The organism is Sulfuricurvum sp. IAE1, from assembly GCF_004347735.1.
GTDB lineage: Bacteria > Campylobacterota > Campylobacteria > Campylobacterales > Sulfurimonadaceae > Sulfuricurvum.
In genome coordinates this window covers 51,704-72,887 of the sequence record NZ_SLTI01000058.1, presented here as the reverse complement: position 1 = coordinate 72,887, position 21,184 = coordinate 51,704, and the positions used below count along the sequence as shown (strand labels likewise).

The 21,184-nt window shown below is 52.1% G+C and carries 23 protein-coding genes; 11 read left to right on the top strand and 12 right to left on the bottom strand.

From position 1 onward, the window contains the following. Positions 1-17 precede the first annotated feature (17 nt). Together E0765_RS08225 and E0765_RS08220 are read left to right on the top strand one after the other, a co-directional pair. Complete coding sequence (locus E0765_RS08225) at positions 18-1,400, top strand: diguanylate cyclase (RefSeq protein ID WP_132812738.1); 1,383 nt, start codon at positions 18-20, stop codon at positions 1,398-1,400. Between the two features lie 26 nt (positions 1,401-1,426). Further along, positions 1,427-1,798: a YbgC/FadM family acyl-CoA thioesterase gene (locus E0765_RS08220; RefSeq protein ID WP_132812737.1), complete on the top strand. Its 372-nt coding sequence runs from the start codon at positions 1,427-1,429 to the stop codon at positions 1,796-1,798. Here the strand turns inward: E0765_RS08220 and E0765_RS08215 are convergent. The 6 genes from E0765_RS08215 to E0765_RS08190 form a co-directional block, all read right to left on the bottom strand. Next, on the bottom strand, positions 1,787-2,242 hold the full coding sequence (locus E0765_RS08215; RefSeq protein ID WP_132812736.1) for an ankyrin repeat domain-containing protein: 456 nt from the start codon (positions 2,240-2,242) through the stop codon (positions 1,787-1,789). The two genes, E0765_RS08220 and E0765_RS08215, sit on opposite strands and share 12 nt — an antisense overlap. Positions 2,243-2,245: 3 nt before the next feature. Next, positions 2,246-2,752, bottom strand: a complete 507-nt coding sequence (locus E0765_RS08210; protein ID WP_132812735.1) for a ferritin-like domain-containing protein — start codon at positions 2,750-2,752, stop codon at positions 2,246-2,248. A gap of 27 nt (positions 2,753-2,779) precedes the next feature. Beyond that, positions 2,780-3,466: a Crp/Fnr family transcriptional regulator gene (locus tag E0765_RS08205; RefSeq protein ID WP_132812734.1), complete on the bottom strand. Its 687-nt coding sequence runs from the start codon at positions 3,464-3,466 to the stop codon at positions 2,780-2,782. Beyond that, positions 3,447-4,514, bottom strand: coding sequence for a hypothetical protein (locus tag E0765_RS08200; RefSeq protein ID WP_132812733.1), 1,068 nt, complete (start codon positions 4,512-4,514; stop codon positions 3,447-3,449). The genes E0765_RS08205 and E0765_RS08200 overlap by 20 nt, the downstream gene beginning before the upstream one ends. After that, positions 4,511-5,173: a uracil-DNA glycosylase family protein gene (locus tag E0765_RS08195; protein WP_132812732.1), complete on the bottom strand. Its 663-nt coding sequence runs from the start codon at positions 5,171-5,173 to the stop codon at positions 4,511-4,513. Before E0765_RS08195 ends, E0765_RS08200 begins: the two co-directional genes overlap by 4 nt. 82 nt (positions 5,174-5,255) lie before the next feature. Continuing rightward, positions 5,256-5,675 (bottom strand): class II SORL domain-containing protein, encoded by a 420-nt coding sequence (locus tag E0765_RS08190; RefSeq protein WP_132812731.1) that lies wholly within the window; start codon positions 5,673-5,675, stop codon positions 5,256-5,258. A gap of 170 nt (positions 5,676-5,845) precedes the next feature. Between E0765_RS08190 and glyS the strand changes: the two genes are divergently transcribed. Both glyS and E0765_RS08180 read left to right on the top strand, forming a co-directional pair. Further along, entirely contained in the window at positions 5,846-7,894 is a 2,049-nt protein-coding gene (glyS, locus tag E0765_RS08185; RefSeq protein WP_132812730.1) for a glycine--tRNA ligase subunit beta, read from the top strand. Next, a complete protein-coding gene (locus tag E0765_RS08180; protein ID WP_132812729.1) occupies positions 7,866-8,996 on the top strand; it encodes an FAD-binding oxidoreductase in 1,131 nt (376 codons plus the stop codon). Before glyS ends, E0765_RS08180 begins: the two co-directional genes overlap by 29 nt. Here E0765_RS08180 and E0765_RS08175 read toward each other — a convergent pair. Together E0765_RS08175 and E0765_RS08170 are read right to left on the bottom strand one after the other, a co-directional pair. After that, a complete protein-coding gene (locus E0765_RS08175; RefSeq protein ID WP_132812728.1) occupies positions 8,987-9,451 on the bottom strand; it encodes a hypothetical protein in 465 nt (154 codons plus the stop codon). The genes E0765_RS08180 and E0765_RS08175 overlap by 10 nt on opposite strands. 4 nt (positions 9,452-9,455) lie before the next feature. Beyond that, on the bottom strand, positions 9,456-10,259 hold the full coding sequence (locus E0765_RS08170; protein ID WP_165921722.1) for a C40 family peptidase: 804 nt from the start codon (positions 10,257-10,259) through the stop codon (positions 9,456-9,458). Between the two features lie 122 nt (positions 10,260-10,381). On the opposite strand from E0765_RS08170, the gene hemH reads away from it, so the two are divergent. The 7 genes from hemH to E0765_RS08135 all read left to right on the top strand — a co-directional run bounded on the left by hemH (position 10,382) and on the right by E0765_RS08135 (position 17,402). Further along, positions 10,382-11,329, top strand: coding sequence for a ferrochelatase (gene hemH, locus E0765_RS08165; RefSeq protein WP_132812726.1), 948 nt, complete (start codon positions 10,382-10,384; stop codon positions 11,327-11,329). After that, on the top strand, positions 11,330-11,962 hold the full coding sequence (locus tag E0765_RS08160; RefSeq protein ID WP_132812725.1) for an HAD family hydrolase: 633 nt from the start codon (positions 11,330-11,332) through the stop codon (positions 11,960-11,962). Between the two features lie 12 nt (positions 11,963-11,974). Next, positions 11,975-13,213 (top strand): hypothetical protein, encoded by a 1,239-nt coding sequence (locus E0765_RS08155; protein ID WP_132812724.1) that lies wholly within the window; start codon positions 11,975-11,977, stop codon positions 13,211-13,213. Positions 13,214-13,249: 36 nt separating this feature from the next. Further along, positions 13,250-13,963 (top strand): DUF695 domain-containing protein, encoded by a 714-nt coding sequence (locus E0765_RS08150; protein WP_132812723.1) that lies wholly within the window; start codon positions 13,250-13,252, stop codon positions 13,961-13,963. Then, positions 13,960-15,798 carry an MFS transporter gene (locus E0765_RS08145; protein WP_165921721.1) on the top strand — a complete coding sequence of 613 codons (1,839 nt, stop codon included), beginning with the start codon at positions 13,960-13,962 and terminating at the stop codon, positions 15,796-15,798. Before E0765_RS08150 ends, E0765_RS08145 begins: the two co-directional genes overlap by 4 nt. Continuing rightward, positions 15,779-16,147 (top strand): diacylglycerol kinase, encoded by a 369-nt coding sequence (locus tag E0765_RS08140; protein WP_132812721.1) that lies wholly within the window; start codon positions 15,779-15,781, stop codon positions 16,145-16,147. Before E0765_RS08145 ends, E0765_RS08140 begins: the two co-directional genes overlap by 20 nt. A 70-nt stretch (positions 16,148-16,217) precedes the next feature. Beyond that, on the top strand, positions 16,218-17,402 hold the full coding sequence (locus tag E0765_RS08135) for a saccharopine dehydrogenase family protein (RefSeq protein WP_132812720.1): 1,185 nt from the start codon (positions 16,218-16,220) through the stop codon (positions 17,400-17,402). Positions 17,403-17,470: 68 nt separating this feature from the next. Here the strand turns inward: E0765_RS08135 and E0765_RS08130 are convergent, their stop codons facing one another. The 4 genes from E0765_RS08130 to amrA form a co-directional block, all read right to left on the bottom strand. Further along, the gene (locus E0765_RS08130) at positions 17,471-18,697 is read right to left on the bottom strand and encodes an EAL and HDOD domain-containing protein (protein ID WP_255417887.1); all 1,227 of its coding nucleotides are present in this window, start codon (positions 18,695-18,697) and stop codon (positions 17,471-17,473) included. Between the two features lie 86 nt (positions 18,698-18,783). Continuing rightward, on the bottom strand, positions 18,784-19,590 hold the full coding sequence (gene amrB / locus E0765_RS08125) for an AmmeMemoRadiSam system protein B (protein ID WP_132812718.1): 807 nt from the start codon (positions 19,588-19,590) through the stop codon (positions 18,784-18,786). Beyond that, positions 19,587-20,573, bottom strand: coding sequence for an AmmeMemoRadiSam system radical SAM enzyme (gene amrS / locus E0765_RS08120; protein WP_132812717.1), 987 nt, complete (start codon positions 20,571-20,573; stop codon positions 19,587-19,589). The genes amrB and amrS overlap by 4 nt, the downstream gene beginning before the upstream one ends. 1 nt (position 20,574) lies before the next feature. Further along, positions 20,575-21,126: an AmmeMemoRadiSam system protein A gene (amrA, locus tag E0765_RS08115; protein ID WP_132812716.1), complete on the bottom strand. Its 552-nt coding sequence runs from the start codon at positions 21,124-21,126 to the stop codon at positions 20,575-20,577. Positions 21,127-21,184: the final 58 nt, after the last annotated feature.

Sequence of the window (21,184 nt, the reverse complement as noted above, 5' to 3'; positions counted from 1 at the left end):
GAAAAAAGTGGGGCGGCGTGATCAAAATCATCGATAGTGAAGAATTTTCGCATTTTTTGCGCATCAACCGGAACGAAATCATTAAGCGATGGATGGGAAAAAGCGAGGTGCAAAACGTCCTTCACCGCCATTCCCTTCCGGCCATCGAAAAAAACACCCATCTTTTCTACCGTTTCTGCGATTGTTACATCAGCGTCATCGAATGGCGTGCGACGGTGTCGGACTGCCATGCGAAAATCGATTTTCTGCAATTGTTGAACAACTACAACGTCACGACCGCGGATCTGTTTACCCTCATCTTCAAGCTTAAAAATGCGATCGAAGAGGTTATTTTCGAAAACGGAAACCTCTCGTACGCCCTGCAAAGCGAGATCGATTCCCTGACCCTTCAGATGGCGAACGACCTGGCGTCGAACTTCGAAACCATCATTCACAGCAACCAAAATTACAAAAGTGAAAATTCCAATCTGCTGGCCGAATACAAAAAAGCGGTCGATCTGAGCAACATCGTTTCCAAAACCAACCCCAAAGGGGTCATTACCTACGTCAACGATAAATTTTGCGAAATCTCGGGATACAGCCGCGAAGAGCTGATCGGAAAGCCGCACAACATAATCCGCCATCCCGAAATGTCCCGAGAAGCGTTCAAAAACCTCTGGGATACGATCAAGGCGAAACAAAGCTGGAGCGGGGTCGTTACCAATATGAAAAAAGACGGTGGGACATACATCGTCGATACGACCGTAATCCCTATCCTCGATGTTGACGGCGATATCGTCGAATACATCGCGATACGTCACGATATTACCGAACTGGAGCAGACCAAACAGCAGCTACGCAATATCAATCAGGCGATGAAATACAAAGTCGACGAACTCTATTCGATGACGAACGCCCTGGAAGAAAAAGCGTCCAAAGATACCCTGACCGGGATCAACAACCGTGAAAATTTCGAGGACATCTTCGGTATCCAGATCACCAATGCCCATCAATATTCCCAGCCGCTCAGCCTCATCATTTTCGACGTGGATCATTTCAAAGCCGTCAACGACACCTACGGCCATCAGATGGGAGATCTTATTTTGAGAGACATGGTCGAACTCGTTGCCAGAAATCTCAAAAAAGGGGATGTATTCGCACGATGGGGCGGAGAGGAATTCGTTATCCTGACCCCTTCCACCGATATTGCGGGAGCTTCCAACCTGGCTGAAAATCTCAGGATGCTGGTGCAGTCGCACCGTTTTAACGGTCTCGACGAGAAAATAACCCTCAGCTTCGGCATCGCCCAGCTCGATGAAAACGACGATAAAAAAACCCTTTTTCAAAAGGCGGATGCGGCCTTGTACGAAGCGAAAAAGAAAGGCCGCAACAGAGTCGAAATATACAACCCGCTATTATAGAGGCGGCACGGCTGGATGGATTTTTGATGAAAATACGTGTTTATTACGAAGATACCGATGCGGGAGGGATTGTTTATCACTCCAACTACCTCAATTTCTGTGAACGGGCCCGGAGCCATCTTTTTTTCGATGCGGGGCGTTCTCCGATCCTCGAAGAGGGGCACTTTGTGGCCAAACATCTCGAAGCCGACTATATCAAAAGTGCCAAGCTGGGGGACGTTCTCGACGTCAAAACCTCGCTGGTCGAGATGAAAAACGCCTCTTTGACACTGTTGCAGCAGGTTTACAGGGAAGATGAAAAGCTGTTTGAGATGACGATCGTTTTGGTGTTTATCGATTTTGCGGGGAAAATGTCCAAAATTCCCCCCATGGAGAGGGAATTTTTCTTAGCGCTTTAGAAGCGGTTTGAGTTTGGGAGCGGCTTTTTCGATGGCTTCGGCAATGGAGCGGTTGCCGCGCATCGTCGCGATATCCAAAGGGGTCATGCCGTCTTTGCTGATCGCGCTGCCGGACGCCCCGCGTTCGAGGAGGTAGAGGGCAATGTCGGTACGGTTTTTCCATGCCGCCAGATGAAGAGCGCTTACTCCGCCCGAGTCGTGGGCGTTGACGTCAGCCCCTTTCTCGACCAGATGTTTGACCGCTTCGCCGTTGCCTACCCAGCATGCGTACATCAAAACCGTTTTGTTGTTGTCGCTGCGCATGGCATTGGCATCCTGAAGCGTCTGCACGTTAGTTTTGAACGTTTGGGTATCGTTGCGGTCCAGCAGGGCGACGAGCTGGAGTATATCGGCCCCCTGCGCAAGCGTAACGAGGGCAATTAGAGAGAAAAACAATCCCCGCATCGTTTAGCTTTTGAACTCGGAAATAAAATCCTGAATGTCATCAAACAGTGCCTGCAGATCCTCTTCGTGCTCGACTTCGTCGGCAAGAATCTGCGAGACCATATCGTACGTGACAATATCCTTTTCGCGCGTCAGATCGAGAATATTCGAATAGACGCTGATCGCACACTGCTCCCCTTTGATAGCCTGCTGTAAAACGTTGCGGACATCGGGATTCTCGGGAGCGTCGTAGCCGCAGTTGCTGTTTTTGAGCCACTCTGAAGGGTGGAGCGCCGGGGTGCCTCCCAACTGAATGATACGGTCGCACACCATTGTGGCGTGGCGCAGCTCATCGGCGGCGTGTTGCGTCAGTTCGGTGATGGCGGCGTCTTTCATCAGCCCTTTGACCACTTTGGCTTCGATGAAATACTGGTAATAGGCAAGCCACTCGTCGCAGTAGGCTTTGTTGAGCAGTTCGTAAACGGTTTGCGCCTCGATTCCCTTCAGGAGAGAAATACCTCTTTTTGCCATGGAAGATCCTTTTAAAAGCAGATAGGTCTACTTTATCAGCGATTCTCTTAAAGGAAAATTATTATCCGCGATCCCCTGAAGCGCGTCAGCGTTTTCAATGAACAGCCGTTTGTCTTTCTGATACGAGATAAGAGAAAGGGTTTTGAACTTTTTAAGGGTGCGCGAGAGCGTTTCGGGGGTGATGGCGAGCAGAGCGGCGATTTCGATCCCTTTGAGGCGTCGGAATGCGTCGGAATCTTCCAGTAGCAGCCGCGCCACTTTAGCCGAGGCGTTCGGGGCGCTGTGACGTTGCAGTGATGCTTCCAGCGCTCCGATCTTTTGCGTCAGGGATGCGATCATGGTAATGCTTAACGAGGGATCTTCGCGCAGGAGGGAGAGAAAACGCTCCCGTTCTATTTTGAGTACGGTCGCCGTACCGATCGCTTCTGCTGATGCGGGAAAAGGGACCTGTTTGAGGGTTGCGACTTCGGCGATCAGCGATGGGGCGCGAAAGCGGTGAACGACGATCGTTTCGGTCGAAGCGGAGGTTTTGAATACGCTGGCTTCTCCTTCGAGCAGAAGATGGAAATGGCGGCTTTCGTCACCTTCATAAAAAATGATCTCACCGTTATCGTAGCGCTTGAGAGAACTGATGGTTTCAATCATCTCGATCTGCTGCGGTGAGAGGTGGCTGAAGATCCCTCCTTGCAGCAGACTAGGGTCGAAGCGGCTCAAATCCGGACTCCTTCGGGCGTAAAAGTTCGATCGGATAGATCACCTGGTTGTTGACGATGCGCATCGTATAGAAGCGCGGCGTGCCGTTAAGTTCCGAAACCAGATAATCGACTCCGACGCTCGAAGCGTAATGGACCCAGTCAAAGGCGATATCGTTGTTCATCAAGGCGTTGGAAGCGTAGATTTCGGGGGGAAACTCGACGAGAGAATTGGCGATAATCATGTTTTTGCGATCATGATACTGGGTCAGATGAAGAAGGTTTGGGTCGATATTGATCTGCGTCGAGAGGATATTTCGCTCCTTGACCCCGGTGAATGTCATATGGGCTGCCAACAGTGAGCTCTTGACGACGGGGACATGAAATATGATGCTTTTTTTGTTGAATTGGGCCGGTTTGGAAAGATGGGAGACGATGTTGTCCCCCTTGGGATCGACGGCGTAGGCGGTAAAGGTTTTCTTGGCCCCCTTATAGGTGACAAAGACCTCTTCGGTCGAGGCCTTGAGTTGTTTTCCAACGGCGGAATCGTCGTAAAACACGGCGATCGAATCGGACATGTGCGGGAGGAGCGCTTCAATCTGGCGGACATAGTCGATCGAGCCGAATACGATGTTTGCGGGGGCATCGGAGAAATCGCGTTTGTGGACGGTCGGGACAAAGATATTCAGATCGGTATTCAAACTCAGCAGGTTTTTCGTCCCCGTCGAGGTGAGCGGTGCCAGAACGGCGCGGGTACCTTCCGCCCGGATCTCATCGAGAGCCTTTCGCAGGGACTCGGGTGATTCATCGGGAACGGTAAAATGGCGTATTTCGCATCCCGAAGGGGTGATGCCAAGGGTAGTGGCCAGGGCGACGTTGAATATCGATTGCGAATAGCGGCCGATAACTTTGGGAGCGGTGAGGACGGCAATTTTGGCGACGGAGGGAGGCGGGTGCTCGGCACTCGGCGAAGAGGGGGAAATTTCAAGTGTTTTGGCGGTGGTGAGCGGTTGAGCATAGGCGGCGATCGATACGAAAAACCAGACGATGACGAAACAGATCGTTTTCATGAGAGTTGCGCCTTGATGGTTTGCAGATCGCGCAGGGCCTCTTTTTTCATCGAAGGGTTCCGTATCAGGAAAGAAGGGTGATACATCGGAATGACCGAATAGCCGCCCATGTCGACGGTAGTCCCCCGTACCCGTTCGAAATCTTTGCTTTCACGGGTGACGAGCTCGTAGGCATCGGGGCCCAGTGCGACGACAACGCGGGGACGTATGATCTCGATCTGTCTGGCAAGATAGGGGAGGCAGCTGTTGCATTCGCTCTGGGAGGGCTGCTGGAAGCCGAACGGTTTGCATTTGACCGCATGGGTAAAATAGACCTCTTCGGTGTTCAGCATCAGAACCTTTTCAATCATGTCCCGCAACATCGCGCCCGAGCGTCCCGTGTAGTATTCCCCCGATTCGTCTTCGGCAGCCGAAACGTAAGCATCGACAAACATGACACGTGCCCGTGCATTTCCGAAACCGCTCATGCTCTGACGGCGGGATTTGCTCAGATCGCACAGGAAACAGCGCTCGACGGTTCCTTTGAGGGTCGAAAGAGAATCCGGCAGGGTATTCGCGGGAGTCTGGAAATTGGGGATGAGAGGATCGACGTAACGGTATCCGAGCGCTTTGAGGCGATAGAGATTTTCGAGCAGTGCAAGATTTTGATAGGAGTCCACGGCGTTGATACTTTCACGTTTTGGAAGAGTATAAAGGAAAGGGGGTTAAAGGGAGCTAAAAGATCAGCTCCCTAATGATGGCTTATGAACAGTGTCCGCCGCCGCAGCATGAAGAAGTTTCTTCCACTTCTACTTCGACCGGAGTAGATTCCCACACACCGTGTTTGGTGCAGTAGCCGTGGGCTACGAGGGTGAGTTTTTTACCCGTCGGGACGATGTTGAACGTCACTTCGGCGTGATTTTTTTCGTTTCCGAGCGTTCCGGGGACGAAATCGGCACGGGCGAGAAGAGTCTCTCCGTTGTAGAGGGCGATGTTGGCGATGTAGTGATCGAAATCGTCAGGATGCGAGTATTCGTTCCCCATTTTGACGGTAACGGCGAATTTTTCCCCTTTTTTCGCCGTGGCGGCACAGTGGATAAACGGAGAATGGCGATCGATATAGTCTTTTTTCGCTTCGCGGTCTACGGTACTGATATCAACGTAACGGTTAATTGTTGGCATGAATGATTCCTTCTGGTATTGATTGAATGGAGGCATTGTACATCCCTAAACTTTTAAACCTCCCTAAATCGGATACTTTATCTCTGAATTAATTTTTACCAAAGCAACAGCGGTTTTTAACCATCGGGGCGGTAAAATCGACCTTTTAAAAATGATGACGGACTACAACAATGCTAAAACCTCTTTTGATTGAAATCGGTGTTGAGGAGCTCCCGGCGGTTCCCCTCCTAAAAGAACTGAACGAAATCGAAAAAAAATGGGCTGCCGTGCTCGAAAAAAACGCGCTCATGGGCGAGTTTGAATTTTACTATACGCCCCGTCGCCTCGTGCTGTGGCACCGCGAGTTCAAGACGGCCCAGGATGACCGGACCGAAGAGTTTTTCGGTGCACCGGTTGAAATCGCACTCAAAGACGGTGTCCCGACGCCTGCGGCTCTGGGATTTGCGAAAAAATGCGGCGTCGAATTCGATCAGCTTTCGCGTGCCGAGAAAGGGGGGAAAGAGGTGCTGTATTACGCTCGGACGTTGCAGGGACGTCCTAGTGCCCAGATTCTCGGGTCGATGATCGAGACATGGATCAAAAGCCTCAGCTTCGGAAAATCGATGCGCTGGGGAAGCAATACCGAAAGTTTTATCCGCCCGATCCGCTGGCTCAACGTCATGCTCGGTGAAGAGCAGGTGGAAGCCGAACTTTTCGGCGTTCGTTCCGCACCGTTCACCCATGTCCACCGTATCAGCCACTTCGAACCCAAACCGGTCGCTTCGATCCAGTCGTATTTCGATATTCTGAAATCGGGATCCGTCCTGTTGTTTCCCGAAGAGCGCCGCAAACGGATTCTTGACCAGTTCGCGCAACTCGAAAAAATGCACGGCATCTCGATCGAAGTAGACGCCGATCTGCTTGACGAAGTGGTCGCGATCACCGAATATCCGACCCCGCTCGTCGGAAAATTCGATGAAAACTTCCTCGAACTGCCGCCTGAAGTCATCATTACGTCGATGAAAGAACACCAGCGCTATTTTCCGGTGTTCAAAGACGGAAAACTCATCAACGCTTTCGTCGTCGTCTCCAACGCGCTGACCGAGGATTTCAGCAAAGTGGTCGAAGGGAACGAACGGGTCCTCCGCCCCCGTTTGTCGGACGCATTGTTTTTCTACCGTAACGACCTCAAAAAAGGGCTGAGTACGGCAGGGCTGGAGAAAGTCGTTTTTATGAACGGCCTGGGAACGCTTGCCGACAAGATCGAGCGTGAGAAAAAAATCGTATCCGAGCTCGCACAGACGTGTTCGGCACACGGCGTCGCCGTAGATGAAACGTCACTGGTACGAGCGGTCGAATTCGCCAAAGCCGATCTGATGTCTGAAATGGTGTACGAATTTACAGAGCTTCAGGGACTGATGGGATCGTATTACTATCGCAGCCTCTATCCGAACGACAATGCCGAAATCGCCGATGCGATCAAGGAACAGTACCGTTTTAGCGGAGAAGAGATCACTACTCCGCTCAGCGCCGTCGTCAATATCGCCATGAAACTTGATACCCTGATCGGTATGTTCAGTATCGGCGAGATCCCGACCGGTTCGCGCGATCCCTTCGCATTGCGTCGGGCCGTCAACGGGATCATCGCGATTGCGCTCAAACACGCCGTCCCATTGAATATCGGCGAATTTATCCGCCGTCCGTCGGTCGCGCAGCTTTATCCCGCCAACACCGATTACATTAAAAATATCGAAGCGTTCGTCGTCGAACGTCTGCCCGGCGCTTATCCCGACATCAACCCCTCGATCATTCATTCGGTTGTCTCCAAAGAGGGATCGGTCAATCTCGATATCATCGACATAGACCGCAAGATACGGGCCGTCGCTTCGATCGCGTCGTCCGATTCTTTCGTCGACGCATTTTCGACGTTCAAACGGGTCAGCAATATTCTCAAAGACGAAGCGATGGACAAAGCGTTCAGCGTCGATGCCGCTTTGTTCGAGAATGATGCCGAGCGCGCATTGTACACTGCGGCTTCATCCGTGATCGCTGCAGACTACACGAGCGTCGAAGAGCGCCTCGATGCGTTGTTCGGGCTCAAAGCGCCGCTGGACCTTTTCTTCGACAATGTGATGGTCAATGCCGAAGACCTGAACGTCCGGGCCAACCGTAAAGCGCTGGTCGGAATGATCTACCGCGAGATCTACGCGATTGCCGACATCAAAAACATCACCCTATGACGTTCTGATCGTCGGTGCGGGTATCAACGGCTGCAGCTGTGCCTGGTTTTTGAACCGTGCCGGATTGCGGGTTGCCCTGATCGACCGCAGCGGGATCGCGCAGGGGGGGAGCGGGGCGGCGGGGGCCTTTATCTCCCCGAAGTTTTCGAAAAGCGGCCCTCTCAAAGAGATCGTCGCCGCCGCACATGCCGAAGCTCTCGATTTTTATTCTCAACACTTTCCGCAGCAGACCCTTGTGCGTCCCTTGCTCCACATTGCCAATTCAGCATCCGAATCCGAAAAGCTTGCCGCCTATAAAAGTACGACCGCTCTTTCTTTCACGGAGGTTCCCGATGCATTGCGCCGGATGGTGGTTCCTGAAGCGCTGGAAAATGAAGCGATTTATCTCGAACGCGGAGCCGTCGTCGATGCGCAGGGGGTATGCCGTGCCATGGCAGAAGGGAGCGATTTTTATTCTCTTGAGGCAAGCGATCCGGTTTATCAGGACGGGCTGTGGCATATCGGTGAATTGCGGGGGGTACACATGATACTCTCAACCGGAGCCTATCCTAAAATCCTGGGCGGCGATTCGATCAAACTGAGGGGGATATGGGGACATCGTATCGACGTGCAAACCGACACCGAAGTTCCGTGCATTCTCCACCATCATGTATCGATTTCACCGACTTTGTCGTCGGAAACGGTTGCCATCGGCGCTACGCACGACGTCCATTTTGACCCTTTCGGAAAAGAGACATACGATATCGAGGCGGGAAGGGCCGCTTTGATGGAGAAAGCGGCCCGGACATTGAAATTGGATAACGTCCGGGTTGTGAGAGATTACACGGGGCTGCGTTCGGGAACGCACGATTACTACCCGATCGCCGGAGAATTGGTGGATGAATCGTCGAGCGTTTGCGAAAAGAGCGGAGAAAAACCGAATGTCCAAACGTGCGTCTTTTATCCGAATGTGTGGATGATTAACGGGTCGGGAGGATACGGGTTCGTCCTGGCACCGTACCTGGCCAGGCGGATATGCGAGCATATCGTTTCGGGGCGTGAAATCGACCCTTCGCTTTCTCCCGCCCGTTTTTTTCTGCGTCGTATGAAACGTCAGTCGTAAACGACGACGCCGTAGGCATCGTCAACGCGGTAAAAGCGGCAGTCGGGAGTGATGATCAGATCATCGAGCCGGGCGAGATGGACGTAGCTGTTTTTGGTTATTTTGATCCCGTTCTCGAGAAAAAAGCGTTTGATGTTGACGAATTTGATCCCGTTGACGAACGTGTATTCGAATTGGTTGTACAAACGCATTTTTTTGTAGGCGAAGATGTGGTTGTCGATCCCCAGCTGCGTTGCCGCATACTGGGTCGGAAGGTATCCCGAGAGGTCGGTCAGCTCCTCTTGGATGTGGGCATATCTGGCAGGAAGGGTGTTTTTTTCAATGAAGACATAACGTCCCAGCTTTATATGGCGGGTGTCGTTCCAGTACGAATAGGCGGGGGAAGAGATCGCGAGTTTGGTATGAACCTCTTTCCAGAGCCAGTGTTTGTCGAGGGTTGAATAGAGAGATGACATGCGTTTACTTCGACTGCGATTCGTTGAAGGCCAGGCGTCTGGCGTAGAGGAACCGCTGTTTGTAATAATCTTTGTCGATCGAGTCGTACTGCACTTTTTTGGCCGTATAGGAGGCATGGATGATCTTGCCGTCGCCGGCGTAGATCGCCACGTGCGAGGGATCGGATTTGTAGGTACGGTAAAAGAGAAGATCTCCCACCTGCAAATCGGAAGGATCGACGTTCATTCCCAGCTGGGCCTGCTCGGCCGCACTCCGCGGAAGCGAAATCCCGAACTGGCTGTAAACTTGCTGCGTGAATCCCGAGCAATCGGTCTGCATCCCCGATTTATTGCCGAAGCCGTAGGGCGTCCCGAGAAATTCTTTGGCTTTGGAGAGAACTTTCTCTTTTGCATTTTTAAGATTTTTGACGATCGACCCTCCTTCTTTGGAGGAAACGGCAGCAGGTTTTTTCTCGTCGGGGCAAAGGTTCGGGGAGGTTGCGGGGGCAGGTTTCGACACGACGAGGAAAGGTTTCTCCTCATGTCCGATTTCGTCGGTTTCGACTTTGGCATTTTTGAGTATCGGCATCGATACATCCTGCGCTACTACGGCTTTAACGACGGGAACGGCAGGGACGGCGGGTTTGACCACCGATACGGGAGGCAGCGGATTTTTGATAAAAGCAGTTGTTTCCTCTTTTTCGGATTCGATCGATTTTTTGAGGTCTCTTTCGTATCCCAAAAAGAGGGAAGGTTCACGCCGTTGCGATTCGGCATGTGCTGTAAAAGTCAATACTGCAAGCGATAAAAGTGTCCATTTACCGAGCATCCAACCTCCTGCTGCGTTGTGTGCTGAGACCATTATAAACCAAAATTCTTTATTTTTTTTATAGATCCCGAAAATCAGCATGCCGTTATGGTACACTTTCTTCAAAAACAGACGGAAAACGGATGAAAGAAGCAATCGTACTGCTTAATATGGGCGGCCCCAACAACCTTGGAGAAGTGGAGATGTTTTTACGAAACATGTTCAACGATCCGAACATTATACGGACGAAAAGCACGCTTCTTCGAAAATTCATAGCGGGGATGATTACGCTGACCCGTACCGAAAAATCCCAAGAAATTTACCGTCGTATCGGCGGGAAGTCACCGTTGGTAGGGCATACGCGTTCATTGTGCGAGAAACTGCAACAGGCCGTAGGCAATGACGTGATTGTCGATTTCGCGATGCGCTATACACCGCCGCTGGCCGAAGAGGTATGCGAACGGCTCAAATCGGCCGGGGTTGAAAAAACATATCTCATCCCCCTTTATCCGCAGTATTCGACGACGACGACCCTCTCCTCGCTGGAAGATTTCGAACGTACGGCCCACCGGATCGGCTGGAACGTCATTTTCAGCGAGATCAAACATTTTTTCGCCCATGCGACCTATAACCGCTGCGTTGTCGAGCGGATCCGCGAAGCGCTGGCGGGATCGGATCCCCGCGAGTACGACATCGTCTTTTCGGCGCACGGGCTGCCCCAAAAAGTGGTGGACGAGGGTGATCCCTACCAGCGCCATGTTATCGCACACGTCAAACTGATCAGGGAGTTGATGGAGACGGAAGGTCTTGATTTTAGAAACGTCCGCCTGGCCTATCAGTCAAAAGTCGGCCCCATGAAATGGCTCGAACCTTCCCTGGGTGAAATGCTCGAATCGATGGAGAACAAAAAAGTGCTGATCGTTCCTATCGCTTTCACGATCGACAATTCCGAAACCGATTTCGAACTTTCGATCGAATATGCCGAAATCGCACACGAGTTGGGGTTTGAAAAGTACCGCGTATCCCGCTGCCCCAACGATCATCCCATGTTCGTTCAGGCGCTCGTCGAACTGTACGAAAAAATGAAGTAAATGCAGAAAATCGTTATCTTCGACATGGACGGAACGCTTATCGATTCGGGGAATGACATCACCCATTCGGTCAATTACGTCCGGCAGGAACGTTATGCGCTCTCACCGATGAGCGTACAGGCCGTGGTCGATGCGATCAACGCCCCGAGCCGGAACCTGGCCGAGATTTTTTACGGTACCGTCCTCTATGAGCCTGAAGCGAAAGAACTTTTCGAAAGCCATTATTACGATCAGTGCATCAAGAATGTCAGCGCTTACAACGGGATCATCGAGGTCCTCGAAACCCTGCGCGGGGCAAATGCGCGGATGGGGGTGGCGACCAACGCCCCTGGGATGTTCGCGCGCCGGATGCTCTCCCATCTGGGACTAGAGGGGTATTTTGAACTGATCGTCGGCGCGGACGACGTAGAGCAGCCAAAACCTCATCCGCAGATGATCCGCCGGCATCTCGATCATTGTGGATACCGTCCGGGTACGGATCGTGCTTGGATGATCGGAGACAATGCAAAAGACATGGAAGCGGCCTGCAATGCGGGAATCGAAGCGGTATTCGCAGCCTGGGGATTTGCCGCGATCGCCGATGCGCATCCGATCGCGCGTGAACCTTCGGAAATTTTGCGTTTGATCGGCTAAAAAGGGGATAGTATGGCAGATATCGACATCATCATTACGATCGGTTTGATTTCCCTGTTGTTTTTGCGGCATACGGCGATTTACAAAGACGGCCATAAAATCAATTATACGCCCGTGGTGTTAGGGCTGGGTGCCGCGGGGGCGATGTTTCATTTCATCGTCTATGCGACGGTGCCGAACGCTTTGGACGTTCTCAAAGAATCGCTTCTTTTGGTGGGTGTCGGTATTCTCTTGTCGGCAGTCATGAGCGTTTTGAGCCGCAGCTCCGCCGCAGCGTCGGAACGCGAAAATGCACTGCGCATATACACGCTCAGCCAGGAGGTCGACAGCCTCAGACGCTCTCTGGACGATTCTTCGCGCCGCCTCGAAACGGTTGCACGGATGGAAGACTCGACTCACGAACAGTTGCGCATCCTTTTTAAAGAAGAGATCGAAGCGCTGAACGTGATCCAGGCCAATCAGAAGCTTTTTGTATCGAAACTCGAGACGCTTCTGGCTCAGCAACATACGACGCTTGAAAAATTTGAAGAGTTTACCCTGACCGAGCTGCCGGGGCTGGACAATATCATTCATCGCCATATCGATCTGCTCCGAATCGCGGAGCAGGACCATTTCAACCAGCTCAAAAATGCGCTGGGTATCAACTGCGACGCTCACAAAGAGGTTTCCGCATCGCTCGAAGAGGTCCATGCCCGGTTGGAACGCATCGCGTCTTCGGGACCGGACGAATACGCTATCGGGGTGCTGCGGCGCGAGCTTGAAAAAATCGTTCACGAGTTCGGCCGGCAGATCCATGCCCTTGGGATCAAAAGCGAATCGATCGCCACCGCGCTCATGGAAAACGATGCCGTCCTCAAGGGCTCCCGCGAACAAAGCGAGCTGATCATGCAGCAAATGGTCCTTTCATCCAAACAGTTACGCGAGATCACGCAGCAGTCCAAAGAACTTTCCGATTCGTTCAAACCGCTATCGTCGCTTTTCGTATCGGCACATTCGCTCTACGAAGAGTTCGTCGCTGCCAAAGGAAAACTCGCCGAGTTGATCGTCACACTCGAATCGTACTCCCGCAGCGACAGCCGATTTACGCGCGAACACTTCGAAAACCTCTCATCCGAAGTCACCGCAGGGCTGAAACTGCTGTCCCAGTCGCTCGAACAATACAAATCGGCTCCGGTAGATACGCGAAACATTCAAGAACTCGCCGGAAAAGTGAAGCTGCACAAAAGCTATGTCGGTGAAAATCAAGAATAAAGACTCTATAATGGCGAAAAAACAGACAGGTTATCGATGATCGAATTTTACGAACTTACCGACGAAGAGGAGATCCCATTCCGCTGCGACGTCAACATGGAACTCTCCGAAAGCGCCCCGCAACCTGAGAGAAGCTGGCTCCTATGGCTTTTTGTCAAAGCTTCCGATCCCGCAGAAGAGGGTTTCGTCCGTTTCCGCGAAGAACTGGCAAACAAGCTTCAAACGGAACTTGACGCCGTTTTCGCCGGTTCGTTGAGTAAGGAAGGGTGGATCGAACTCTATTTTTACGCTCCGGATGCCAAGCGGTTCGAAAACCTAAGTTCGGAGGTTATGAGCGCACACGGCGGATTTGCCTACGAACGGGGGGCATCGAGGGATACGAAGTGGGAAATGTATCTCGAACGCCTCTATCCCGATGCCTATGCACTGTTGCGTATTCAGAACCGCCATACCCTCGAAGCCCTCGAAGAAGCCGGGGACGACCACACGATCGCGCGTGAAGTCGAACATTATCTCTTTTTTCAGACGAAAAGCGCTCTGGAGCGGGTGGTTTCGTCTCTGTCGTCGCACGGGTTTTCACTCAAGGAGGAGGTCGGCGATAACGAGAGCGATTACGCCTACGGCGCCGTACTGGTTAAAACCGAGCCCGTAACTCCCGAACAGGTCGAAGAGACGACCGCGGTATTGTTTGACGCCGCACTCGAACAACACGGCTATTACGAGGGATGGAGCACGGTACTCGCCCAATGAGGGGAATATGGAAAACCCCCGGGGTATTTCCCTATACCCTGGCACTGTTTCTCAATGCCTTCACCGACCTCGGGCACAAAATCATCATCCAAAACACCGTTTTCAAAATATACGACGACCAGACGCAAATCGTCTATACGGCGATTCTCAATGCACTGATTCTTCTGCCGTTCATTTTTCTTTATACCCCCTCAGGCTACATTTCACACCGTTTTTCAAAAGTATCGGTGATGCGTTACGGTGCGCTCGCTGCGGTTTTTATCACTTTGCTCATTACGTACAGCTATTATCAGGGGTGGTTTTGGGCATCGTTTGTCCTTACCCTCATCCTGGCCGCACAAAGTGCGATCTATTCTCCCGCTAAATACGGCTATATAAAGGAGATTGCCGGAGAGAAGGGGTTCGCCCCGCTTAACGCGCTCGTACAGTCCTCCACGACCGTTGCGATCCTCTCGGGGATCATGGCGTACACCGTTTTGTTTGAGACCTCGCTGAGCTCTCCGTATCGGGACGAAGCCGACATACTGCGCCAGATAGCCCCTCTTGGATGGTTGCTCGTCGCGGGAAGCATGATCGAGTTTTGGATGACGGCGCGCTTGGTAAATAAGGGCACATCTTCTGGCACACGGTTTGATATTAAAAAATATCTAAACGGCTATTATCTTCGCAAGAACTGGCGGCTGATGCGGCGCAAACGGGAGATTTTCGACGCGATCGTCTATCTTTCACTGTTCTGGTCGATTTCGCAGGTTATTCTCGCCGCGTTCGGCGCGTACGCCAAGCGGACGCTGGGGATAGACAATACGATCGTGGTGCAGGGGCTGATGGCACTCGCCGCATTCGGGATCATCGCAGGCTCTTTTTTCGCCTCGAGAATGTCACGTCACTATCTGCACAAAGGGCTGATCGTCGCCGGGGCGCTCAAAATGACGGTGATGCTGGCAATTTTGCCGCTGACCCATAATCTTTTTATTATCGGGGCGGTTTTTTTCGGATTCGGTGTCGGAGGTGCGATGATGATCGTTTCACTCAACTCGCTGATCCAGATGAAGGCTCCGCAGCCCCACCTGGCCTATATTCTCTCCGGAAATAACTGGGTTCAGAACCTGTTTATGACCTCGTTTTTGATTCTGACGACCCTGTTCGCCTATGCCGGATGGGATTCAGTGACTCTTTTTTATGCGATGTTCGGCGTGTCAGCCGTTTTGACCTATGCGGTAACGGGGCGTTACAAAGACTATTTTCTATGGCTTATTTTTGAAAATCTCCTGGCCCTGCGTTACAACGTCATTCCCGTTCATACCCACAACATACCCAAAAACGGGGCCGTGCTGCTGCTGGGGAACCATGTCAGCTGGATCGACTGGATTCTGGTCCAGATTGGGGTGGAACGCCGCATCCGCTACCTGATGGAACGCTCGATCTACCGAAAACGGTTCATTCGGCCGATCATGGAACTGGGGGAAGTGATCCCCGTCTCCCAAAACGGGGCGAAAGAAGCGTTTAAAAATGCCAGGAAGCGTCTTCAAAACGGCGAAATTGTCGGGATATTTCCCGAAGGTTCGATCAGCCCTGACGGAGAGATCGGGACCATATACCCCGGCTACCGTGCCATTGCCTCTGCCGAAGGGGGCGTAATAGTTCCGTTTTATATCGACGGTATCTACGGCAGTCTCTTTTCGCGCAGCAAAGGGCGGTATGTCCCTTCGGCCGGATGGTTCCGCCGTAACGTCCGGATCATATACGGAGAGCCGCTGCCGATCGATACCGATCCGCATACGGTGTATAATGCTCTTACACGATTAAAGGAGAATTATGGCACTCAACAAGCCTGAATACACCCTGTTCAAAAATACGCGTTACGCATTGAGCGGTCTCGCCGAAGTGACCCGAAATGAAAAATCGTTCCGTCTCCAGCTCCTGTTGTTCGGATGGGGGATGGCTGTCGCATGGTTTTTACCCCTTTCGTTTGTCCACAGCGCGATCCTGAGCGTCTCACTCTTCGTTCCGCTCATCGCCGAGATCATCAACAGCGCTATCGAGCGTACCGTGGACCTGGTGACGTTCGAGCACCATGAACTGGCCAAAAGAGCCAAAGACGCCGGAGCAGCGCTGGTTTTTTTGTCGCTGGCGATGCTTGGATTCGTTTGGGGGCTCGTTTTGCTGGACGCATTTTGCCTCTAAGCCGTCCGTAACCCAATCGTAAGTGATTGTTCTCTATAATTTTCGATATTTTTTTACAAAGGGATAAGCCGTGGCAACAGCACTTATTATCGGCGCCGGCGGAGTAGGGCGCGTAGTGGCACACAAATGTGTCATGAACAACCACATTTTCGATCGGATCATTTTGGCAAGCCGTACTCTCAAGCGGTGTGAAGAGATCCAAAGCGAACTCCCCGCGGGTGCGATCGAAATCGATACCGTCGATGCGGACAAGACCGACGAAGTGATCGCTCTCATCCAAAAATACAATCCGGCCATCCTTATCAACGTTGCGCTTCCGTATCAGGATCTGGCAATCATGGATGCGTGTATCGCGACCAAAACCCCCTATCTCGACACCGCCAACTACGAGCACCCGGACGAGGCCAAATTCGAGTATAAACTCCAGTGGGCCCGCGATGAAAAGTTTAAAGAAGCGGGAATCATGGGGTTGTTGGGCAGCGGATTCGACCCTGGTGCGACCAACGTTTTTTGTGCGTATGCCCAGAAACACTATTTCGACGAGATCCACACCATCGACATCCTCGACTGTAACGCTGGCGATCACGGCTATCCGTTCGCGACCAACTTCAACCCCGAGATCAACCTGCGCGAAGTGAGTGCAAAAGGGCGTTACTGGGAGAACGGCGAGTGGATCGAAACCGCACCGATGGAGATCATGCAGGTATGGGATTACCCCGAAGTGGGCCCGAAAGACAGCTATCTTCTCTATCACGAAGAGATGGAATCGCTCGTCAAACACATTAAAGGGCTCAAGCGGATCCGCTTTTTCATGACGTTCGGCCAAAGCTACCTTACCCACATGCGCTGCCTTGAAAACGTCGGGATGCTGGGGATCGAGCCGGTCGAACACCAGGGAATGAAGATCGTACCGATCGAGTTTTTGAAAACGTTGCTTCCCGACCCTGCGTCGCTCGGACCGCGCACCAAAGGAAAAACCAATATCGGTATTGTCGCCGAAGGTCTCAAAGACGGCAAAAAACGGAAAATCTACATTTATCAGGTCAAAGACCACGAAGAGTGCTATCGTGAGGTTAAATCGCAAGGCGTGTCGTATACGACCGGCGTTCCTGCGGTTATCGGTGCAAAACTGATGGTCCAGGGGGTCTGGAGCGGGAAAGGCGTCTTTAACATGGAACAGCTCGATCCCGATCCGTTCATGGACGAGATGAACACCCAGGGACTCCCCTGGAACGTTATCGAGATGGACGTTTAATTTTTCTTCCGCTTCATGTATCAGATAGATTATCTATCTGATACGCTCTCACGCGGCGTGGTGCCGGATCATTTTTCAAAAGTATTATTGTTCAGCGCTTCAGTGTAAATTGCGTACAGACGGCCGGGTGTCAGGTTGATTTTCGGTGCCAGGTTGTCGATCAGCGTATGAATTTTTTCACTTGTCTCCAGTTTTTCGGCGATGGAGAGAAATTTTCCGAGGTACCCTTCGCGTTTGAGCAGAGCGTCGGTGGTCGATTCGCGTAACTGGATATTGTCGATCACCTCTTCCATGCTCATTTGCAAGAACGTATCGATCAGGGAGAGGCTACCGGTCAAAAACGCTTCATCCGCCATTTCCGGACGCCCGTGGGCATGGACGAGGCGATACATCAGGTTGGCCCGGAATTTCGCCGCTTCGATGATCGCTTCGCTGAAACGCCGGTCTTCGGCATCCGAATATAAAAAGAGACCCAGCCATGAACGAAGCCGTGAGGGACCAAGCATCTGCAGAATCTGGCGGACGCTCGTGATCTCCTGGTGAAAATTAAATTCCGCCGAATTGATGTAGCGCAGAAGGTTATAGGTCAGCTCGGGACACAGCGCGAATTTTTCGCATACCTTGTGAATGTCGTCGCTCGCATGGAGGGTATTGATCAGATCCAGCGCGTTGGCCACCGAAGGTTCGATTTTTTTGCCCGCGATAACTGTCGGTTTTTCGAAAAAATAGCCCTGAAAATAGTAAAATCCCGCTTTTGAACACCGTTCGAACACAGCGATGTCCTCTACTTTTTCGGCCAGCAGTTTGACGTTATAGTCGCGGAATTTTTCGACGATTGTTTCGATATGATCGTAATCGGTTGCCAGAAGGTCTATTTTGACAATCTCGACGTAGGGGAACAAACGCCGGAAATAGTCGATGTTTTCGTTCGCGCAGCTGAAATCGTCCAGCGCAAAACGGTATCCCATCGCGTGCAGATCGGCAACTTTATCGATGAATTCGGGAGTGACACGGGTGTATTCGAGAATTTCGAAAACGAATTTCTCCTTGGGCAGCGAATGCATCAGGTCGCTCATGACGATGTTTTCGTCCACGTTGATAAAGCCAAGCCGCTCACCGATGATCGCTGAAAGGCCGATGTTGTGGACAAGATTGATCATCACACGCGCGGTCGCCTTGCCGTCGTCGCTGAAATGGGCTCCTGCCGAATCGATCGCGTTGCGGTAAAGCAGCTCGTATGCGATGCATCTGCCGTCCGTGTCGAAAATCGGCTGTCTGCCAATGTAAGTATCCATCCGTCCGATCCGTTTTATTATATTTTTTTGTGATAGATTGTAGGGAAAAGTACTTTAAGCGAAGATTTGTTTTCGTGCTTAAGCGCTTAAACGCCACGGAAAAGGGCGCTGGCGTAACCGACGACACGCGAGCGGTCGCCGCTCGCGTCGGCGCTGGTACGATAATCGAGCAGGACGCTTTCAAGACCTTTGCGCCGAGCGACGTCGAGCATCGCTTCGACGCCGACGATTCCGCACGCTTCGCATCCGCGATGAAGCAGCGACGGATTTTCGCTCCGGATCGCTTCAAGGCATACTGCATCAAGCCGTTTGGCATGTTCGAGGGTGTAGTAGTGGCTTAGATCGGTACTGATGACGACACCGCTGTTTTTCACCCCAAGGACGTATTCGATCACCGGAGCGATCGCTGAGGGATGGGCATGCCCGTAGACGAGTTCGGCGATACGTACATGAGGCAGATAGTGTTTGATAAACGGCATCTGTACTTCGGTACTGTGCTCGCGGTGTGCCTCCGGTAAACAGGCAAGGGAAAATTTCCCGCGCAAAGCGTCGATCAATGCGGTATCCATGTTCAATTCGCCCAGCGGCGTCTGATAGTGTTCGTAGGTACAAAGGCTGGCCCCTTCAAATCCGACCCGATGGGAAGGACCGATGACGAGGAGGGTATCGATACCCGATTGTGCGAGAATGCGATGGGCGATGTTGGCGGTGAAACCCGAATAGACCCATCCCGCATGCGGTACGATCACGGCACGCCCGGTCAATGCGTTATAACGTTCTTCGATTTCGGGATGTTCGGCTAAAATGGCGTTGAACCGGTCGATCATTGCAACGATTTCCCCGGCTGAAGAGGGGTAAAAGCTTCCCGAGACGCTCATGGTGCGAAGTTTCATTTCCATACCCCCTCAATAGCGCGACGGCAGTGCGGACAATGCCCGTCATCCAAAGCAAAATAGGTCGTATCGAATCCGAACCGCTCGATCAGCAGTGTATCGCATTCGGGGCATCGCGTCTGGGCGGCGCGAGGGACGTTTCCCAGATAGACGTAATACAGACCCGCTTCTTTTCCCCACTGCCGTACCTTTTCCATCAAAGAAACGGATGTGGGCGGTGTATCGTTCATTTTGTAGTCGGGATGAAAAGCACTGATGTGCCACGGGACGTGGGGGCCGAGTTCTTCGGCGATAAAACGGGCGATGCCGCGCAATTCGTGTTCTTTGTCGTTATGCCCCGGAACGATCAGTGTGGTGACTTCGACCCAGATCCCCAGCCGAACCATTGTCTTGAGGGTCTCCTGAACCCCTTCAAGAGATGCTTTTAGGGTTTTTCGATAATAGAGCGGATCGAAACTTTTGAGATCGATATTGGTTGCATCCAGCCACCCTTTGAGGTCGTGGCTAACCTCATCGGACTCGAATCCGCTGGAGACAAAAACGTTTCTGAGCCCCCGTTTTTTCGCTTCCGTACCGATATCTTTGGCATAAGGGTACCATACGGCCGGTTCGTTGTAAGTGTAGCTGACCGATTCACAACCCCGCTCGGCGGCCAGACGTGCCGCTTCTTCGGGGGGAAGGGTAATTGAAGTATCGATGTCGCCGCTTTGGGATATCTGCCAATTTTGGCAAAACGGGCAACGCAGATTGCATCCGATAGTTCCGAGCGAAAAACTTGACGAGCGGGGCAGGAAGTGAAAGAGGGGCTTTTTTTCGATCGGGTCGATATGAACCGCCGCCGGATGACCGTAAACCAGGCATTCGAGGCGACCGCCCACATTTTTTTCGACGTGACACATGCCGATCTGCCCTTCGCTGAGGGTACAGTAATGTCGGCATAACAGGCAGGTAATACGCCCGTCTTTAGGGAGATAATACTGCATTTCAACCCTCCTCTGCGAATTTACGGACCTGATAGACATAGACTTCGGGATGGTAGGAGAGGGGATTGTCGCCCAGCGCGGCTTTACGCCCCAGCTGAGCGAAAAAACGCTTGAAATCATTCAGTTCATCCCATACCTGGGGCAAAAAAGTCGCCTGATGGCTTCCGCTTCGCAGGATAACCCCGTCAATGTGCGGACGGATCATCGCTTTGAGATCGTCGGCATCGCGATAATAGATTTGCCGGGGTTCACTCAAAAGGGAAACTTCGACATCCGTTTCATCGAATTCGGCCGATGAAAGAGGGGGAAACCTGGGATCGCGGAACGCGGCGGCTTCCGCATTGGCGATCAAATCGTCGATCAAAGGCCTGTAGGCGATCAGCGAACCGATGCATCCGCGCAGCCGTCCGCGGAGGTTGAGTGTGACGAAGCAAGCACCGTTGTGTGCCAATGCCGGCTCGTCGGAGAGAAAAACGTTTTTATCGAGATGCGACCCTTCAAGTCGCGATTGGATCGCTGCGCGTGCAACGTGTACATAGATCGAGGAACTCATGATGCGCCTCCTCTTGAAAGTCAATCCGTTTTTACATTGTACATCAATTTCGAGCGTA

Excerpts from the sequence above, each read along its gene's own strand:
- E0765_RS08220 (WP_132812737.1), top strand. The coding sequence starts at position 1,427 with ATGAAAATACGTGTTTATTACGAAGATACCGATGCGGGAGGGATTGTT.
- E0765_RS08215 (WP_132812736.1), bottom strand. The coding sequence starts at position 2,242 with ATGCGGGGATTGTTTTTCTCTCTAATTGCCCTCGTTACGCTTGCGCAG.
- E0765_RS08210 (WP_132812735.1), bottom strand. The coding sequence starts at position 2,752 with ATGGCAAAAAGAGGTATTTCTCTCCTGAAGGGAATCGAGGCGCAAACC.
- E0765_RS08200 (WP_132812733.1), bottom strand. The coding sequence starts at position 4,514 with ATGAAAACGATCTGTTTCGTCATCGTCTGGTTTTTCGTATCGATCGCC.
- E0765_RS08190 (WP_132812731.1), bottom strand. The coding sequence starts at position 5,675 with ATGCCAACAATTAACCGTTACGTTGATATCAGTACCGTAGACCGCGAA.
- glyS (WP_132812730.1), top strand. The coding sequence starts at position 5,846 with ATGCTAAAACCTCTTTTGATTGAAATCGGTGTTGAGGAGCTCCCGGCG.
- E0765_RS08175 (WP_132812728.1), bottom strand. The coding sequence starts at position 9,451 with ATGTCATCTCTCTATTCAACCCTCGACAAACACTGGCTCTGGAAAGAG.
- E0765_RS08170 (WP_165921722.1), bottom strand. The coding sequence starts at position 10,259 with ATGCTCGGTAAATGGACACTTTTATCGCTTGCAGTATTGACTTTTACA.
- hemH (WP_132812726.1), top strand. The coding sequence starts at position 10,382 with ATGAAAGAAGCAATCGTACTGCTTAATATGGGCGGCCCCAACAACCTT.
- E0765_RS08160 (WP_132812725.1), top strand. The coding sequence starts at position 11,330 with ATGCAGAAAATCGTTATCTTCGACATGGACGGAACGCTTATCGATTCG.
- E0765_RS08155 (WP_132812724.1), top strand. The coding sequence starts at position 11,975 with ATGGCAGATATCGACATCATCATTACGATCGGTTTGATTTCCCTGTTG.
- E0765_RS08150 (WP_132812723.1), top strand. The coding sequence starts at position 13,250 with ATGATCGAATTTTACGAACTTACCGACGAAGAGGAGATCCCATTCCGC.
- E0765_RS08145 (WP_165921721.1), top strand. The coding sequence starts at position 13,960 with ATGAGGGGAATATGGAAAACCCCCGGGGTATTTCCCTATACCCTGGCA.
- E0765_RS08140 (WP_132812721.1), top strand. The coding sequence starts at position 15,779 with ATGGCACTCAACAAGCCTGAATACACCCTGTTCAAAAATACGCGTTAC.
- E0765_RS08130 (WP_255417887.1), bottom strand. The coding sequence starts at position 18,697 with ATGGATACTTACATTGGCAGACAGCCGATTTTCGACACGGACGGCAGA.
- amrB (WP_132812718.1), bottom strand. The coding sequence starts at position 19,590 with ATGAAACTTCGCACCATGAGCGTCTCGGGAAGCTTTTACCCCTCTTCA.
- amrS (WP_132812717.1), bottom strand. The coding sequence starts at position 20,573 with ATGCAGTATTATCTCCCTAAAGACGGGCGTATTACCTGCCTGTTATGC.
- amrA (WP_132812716.1), bottom strand. The coding sequence starts at position 21,126 with ATGAGTTCCTCGATCTATGTACACGTTGCACGCGCAGCGATCCAATCG.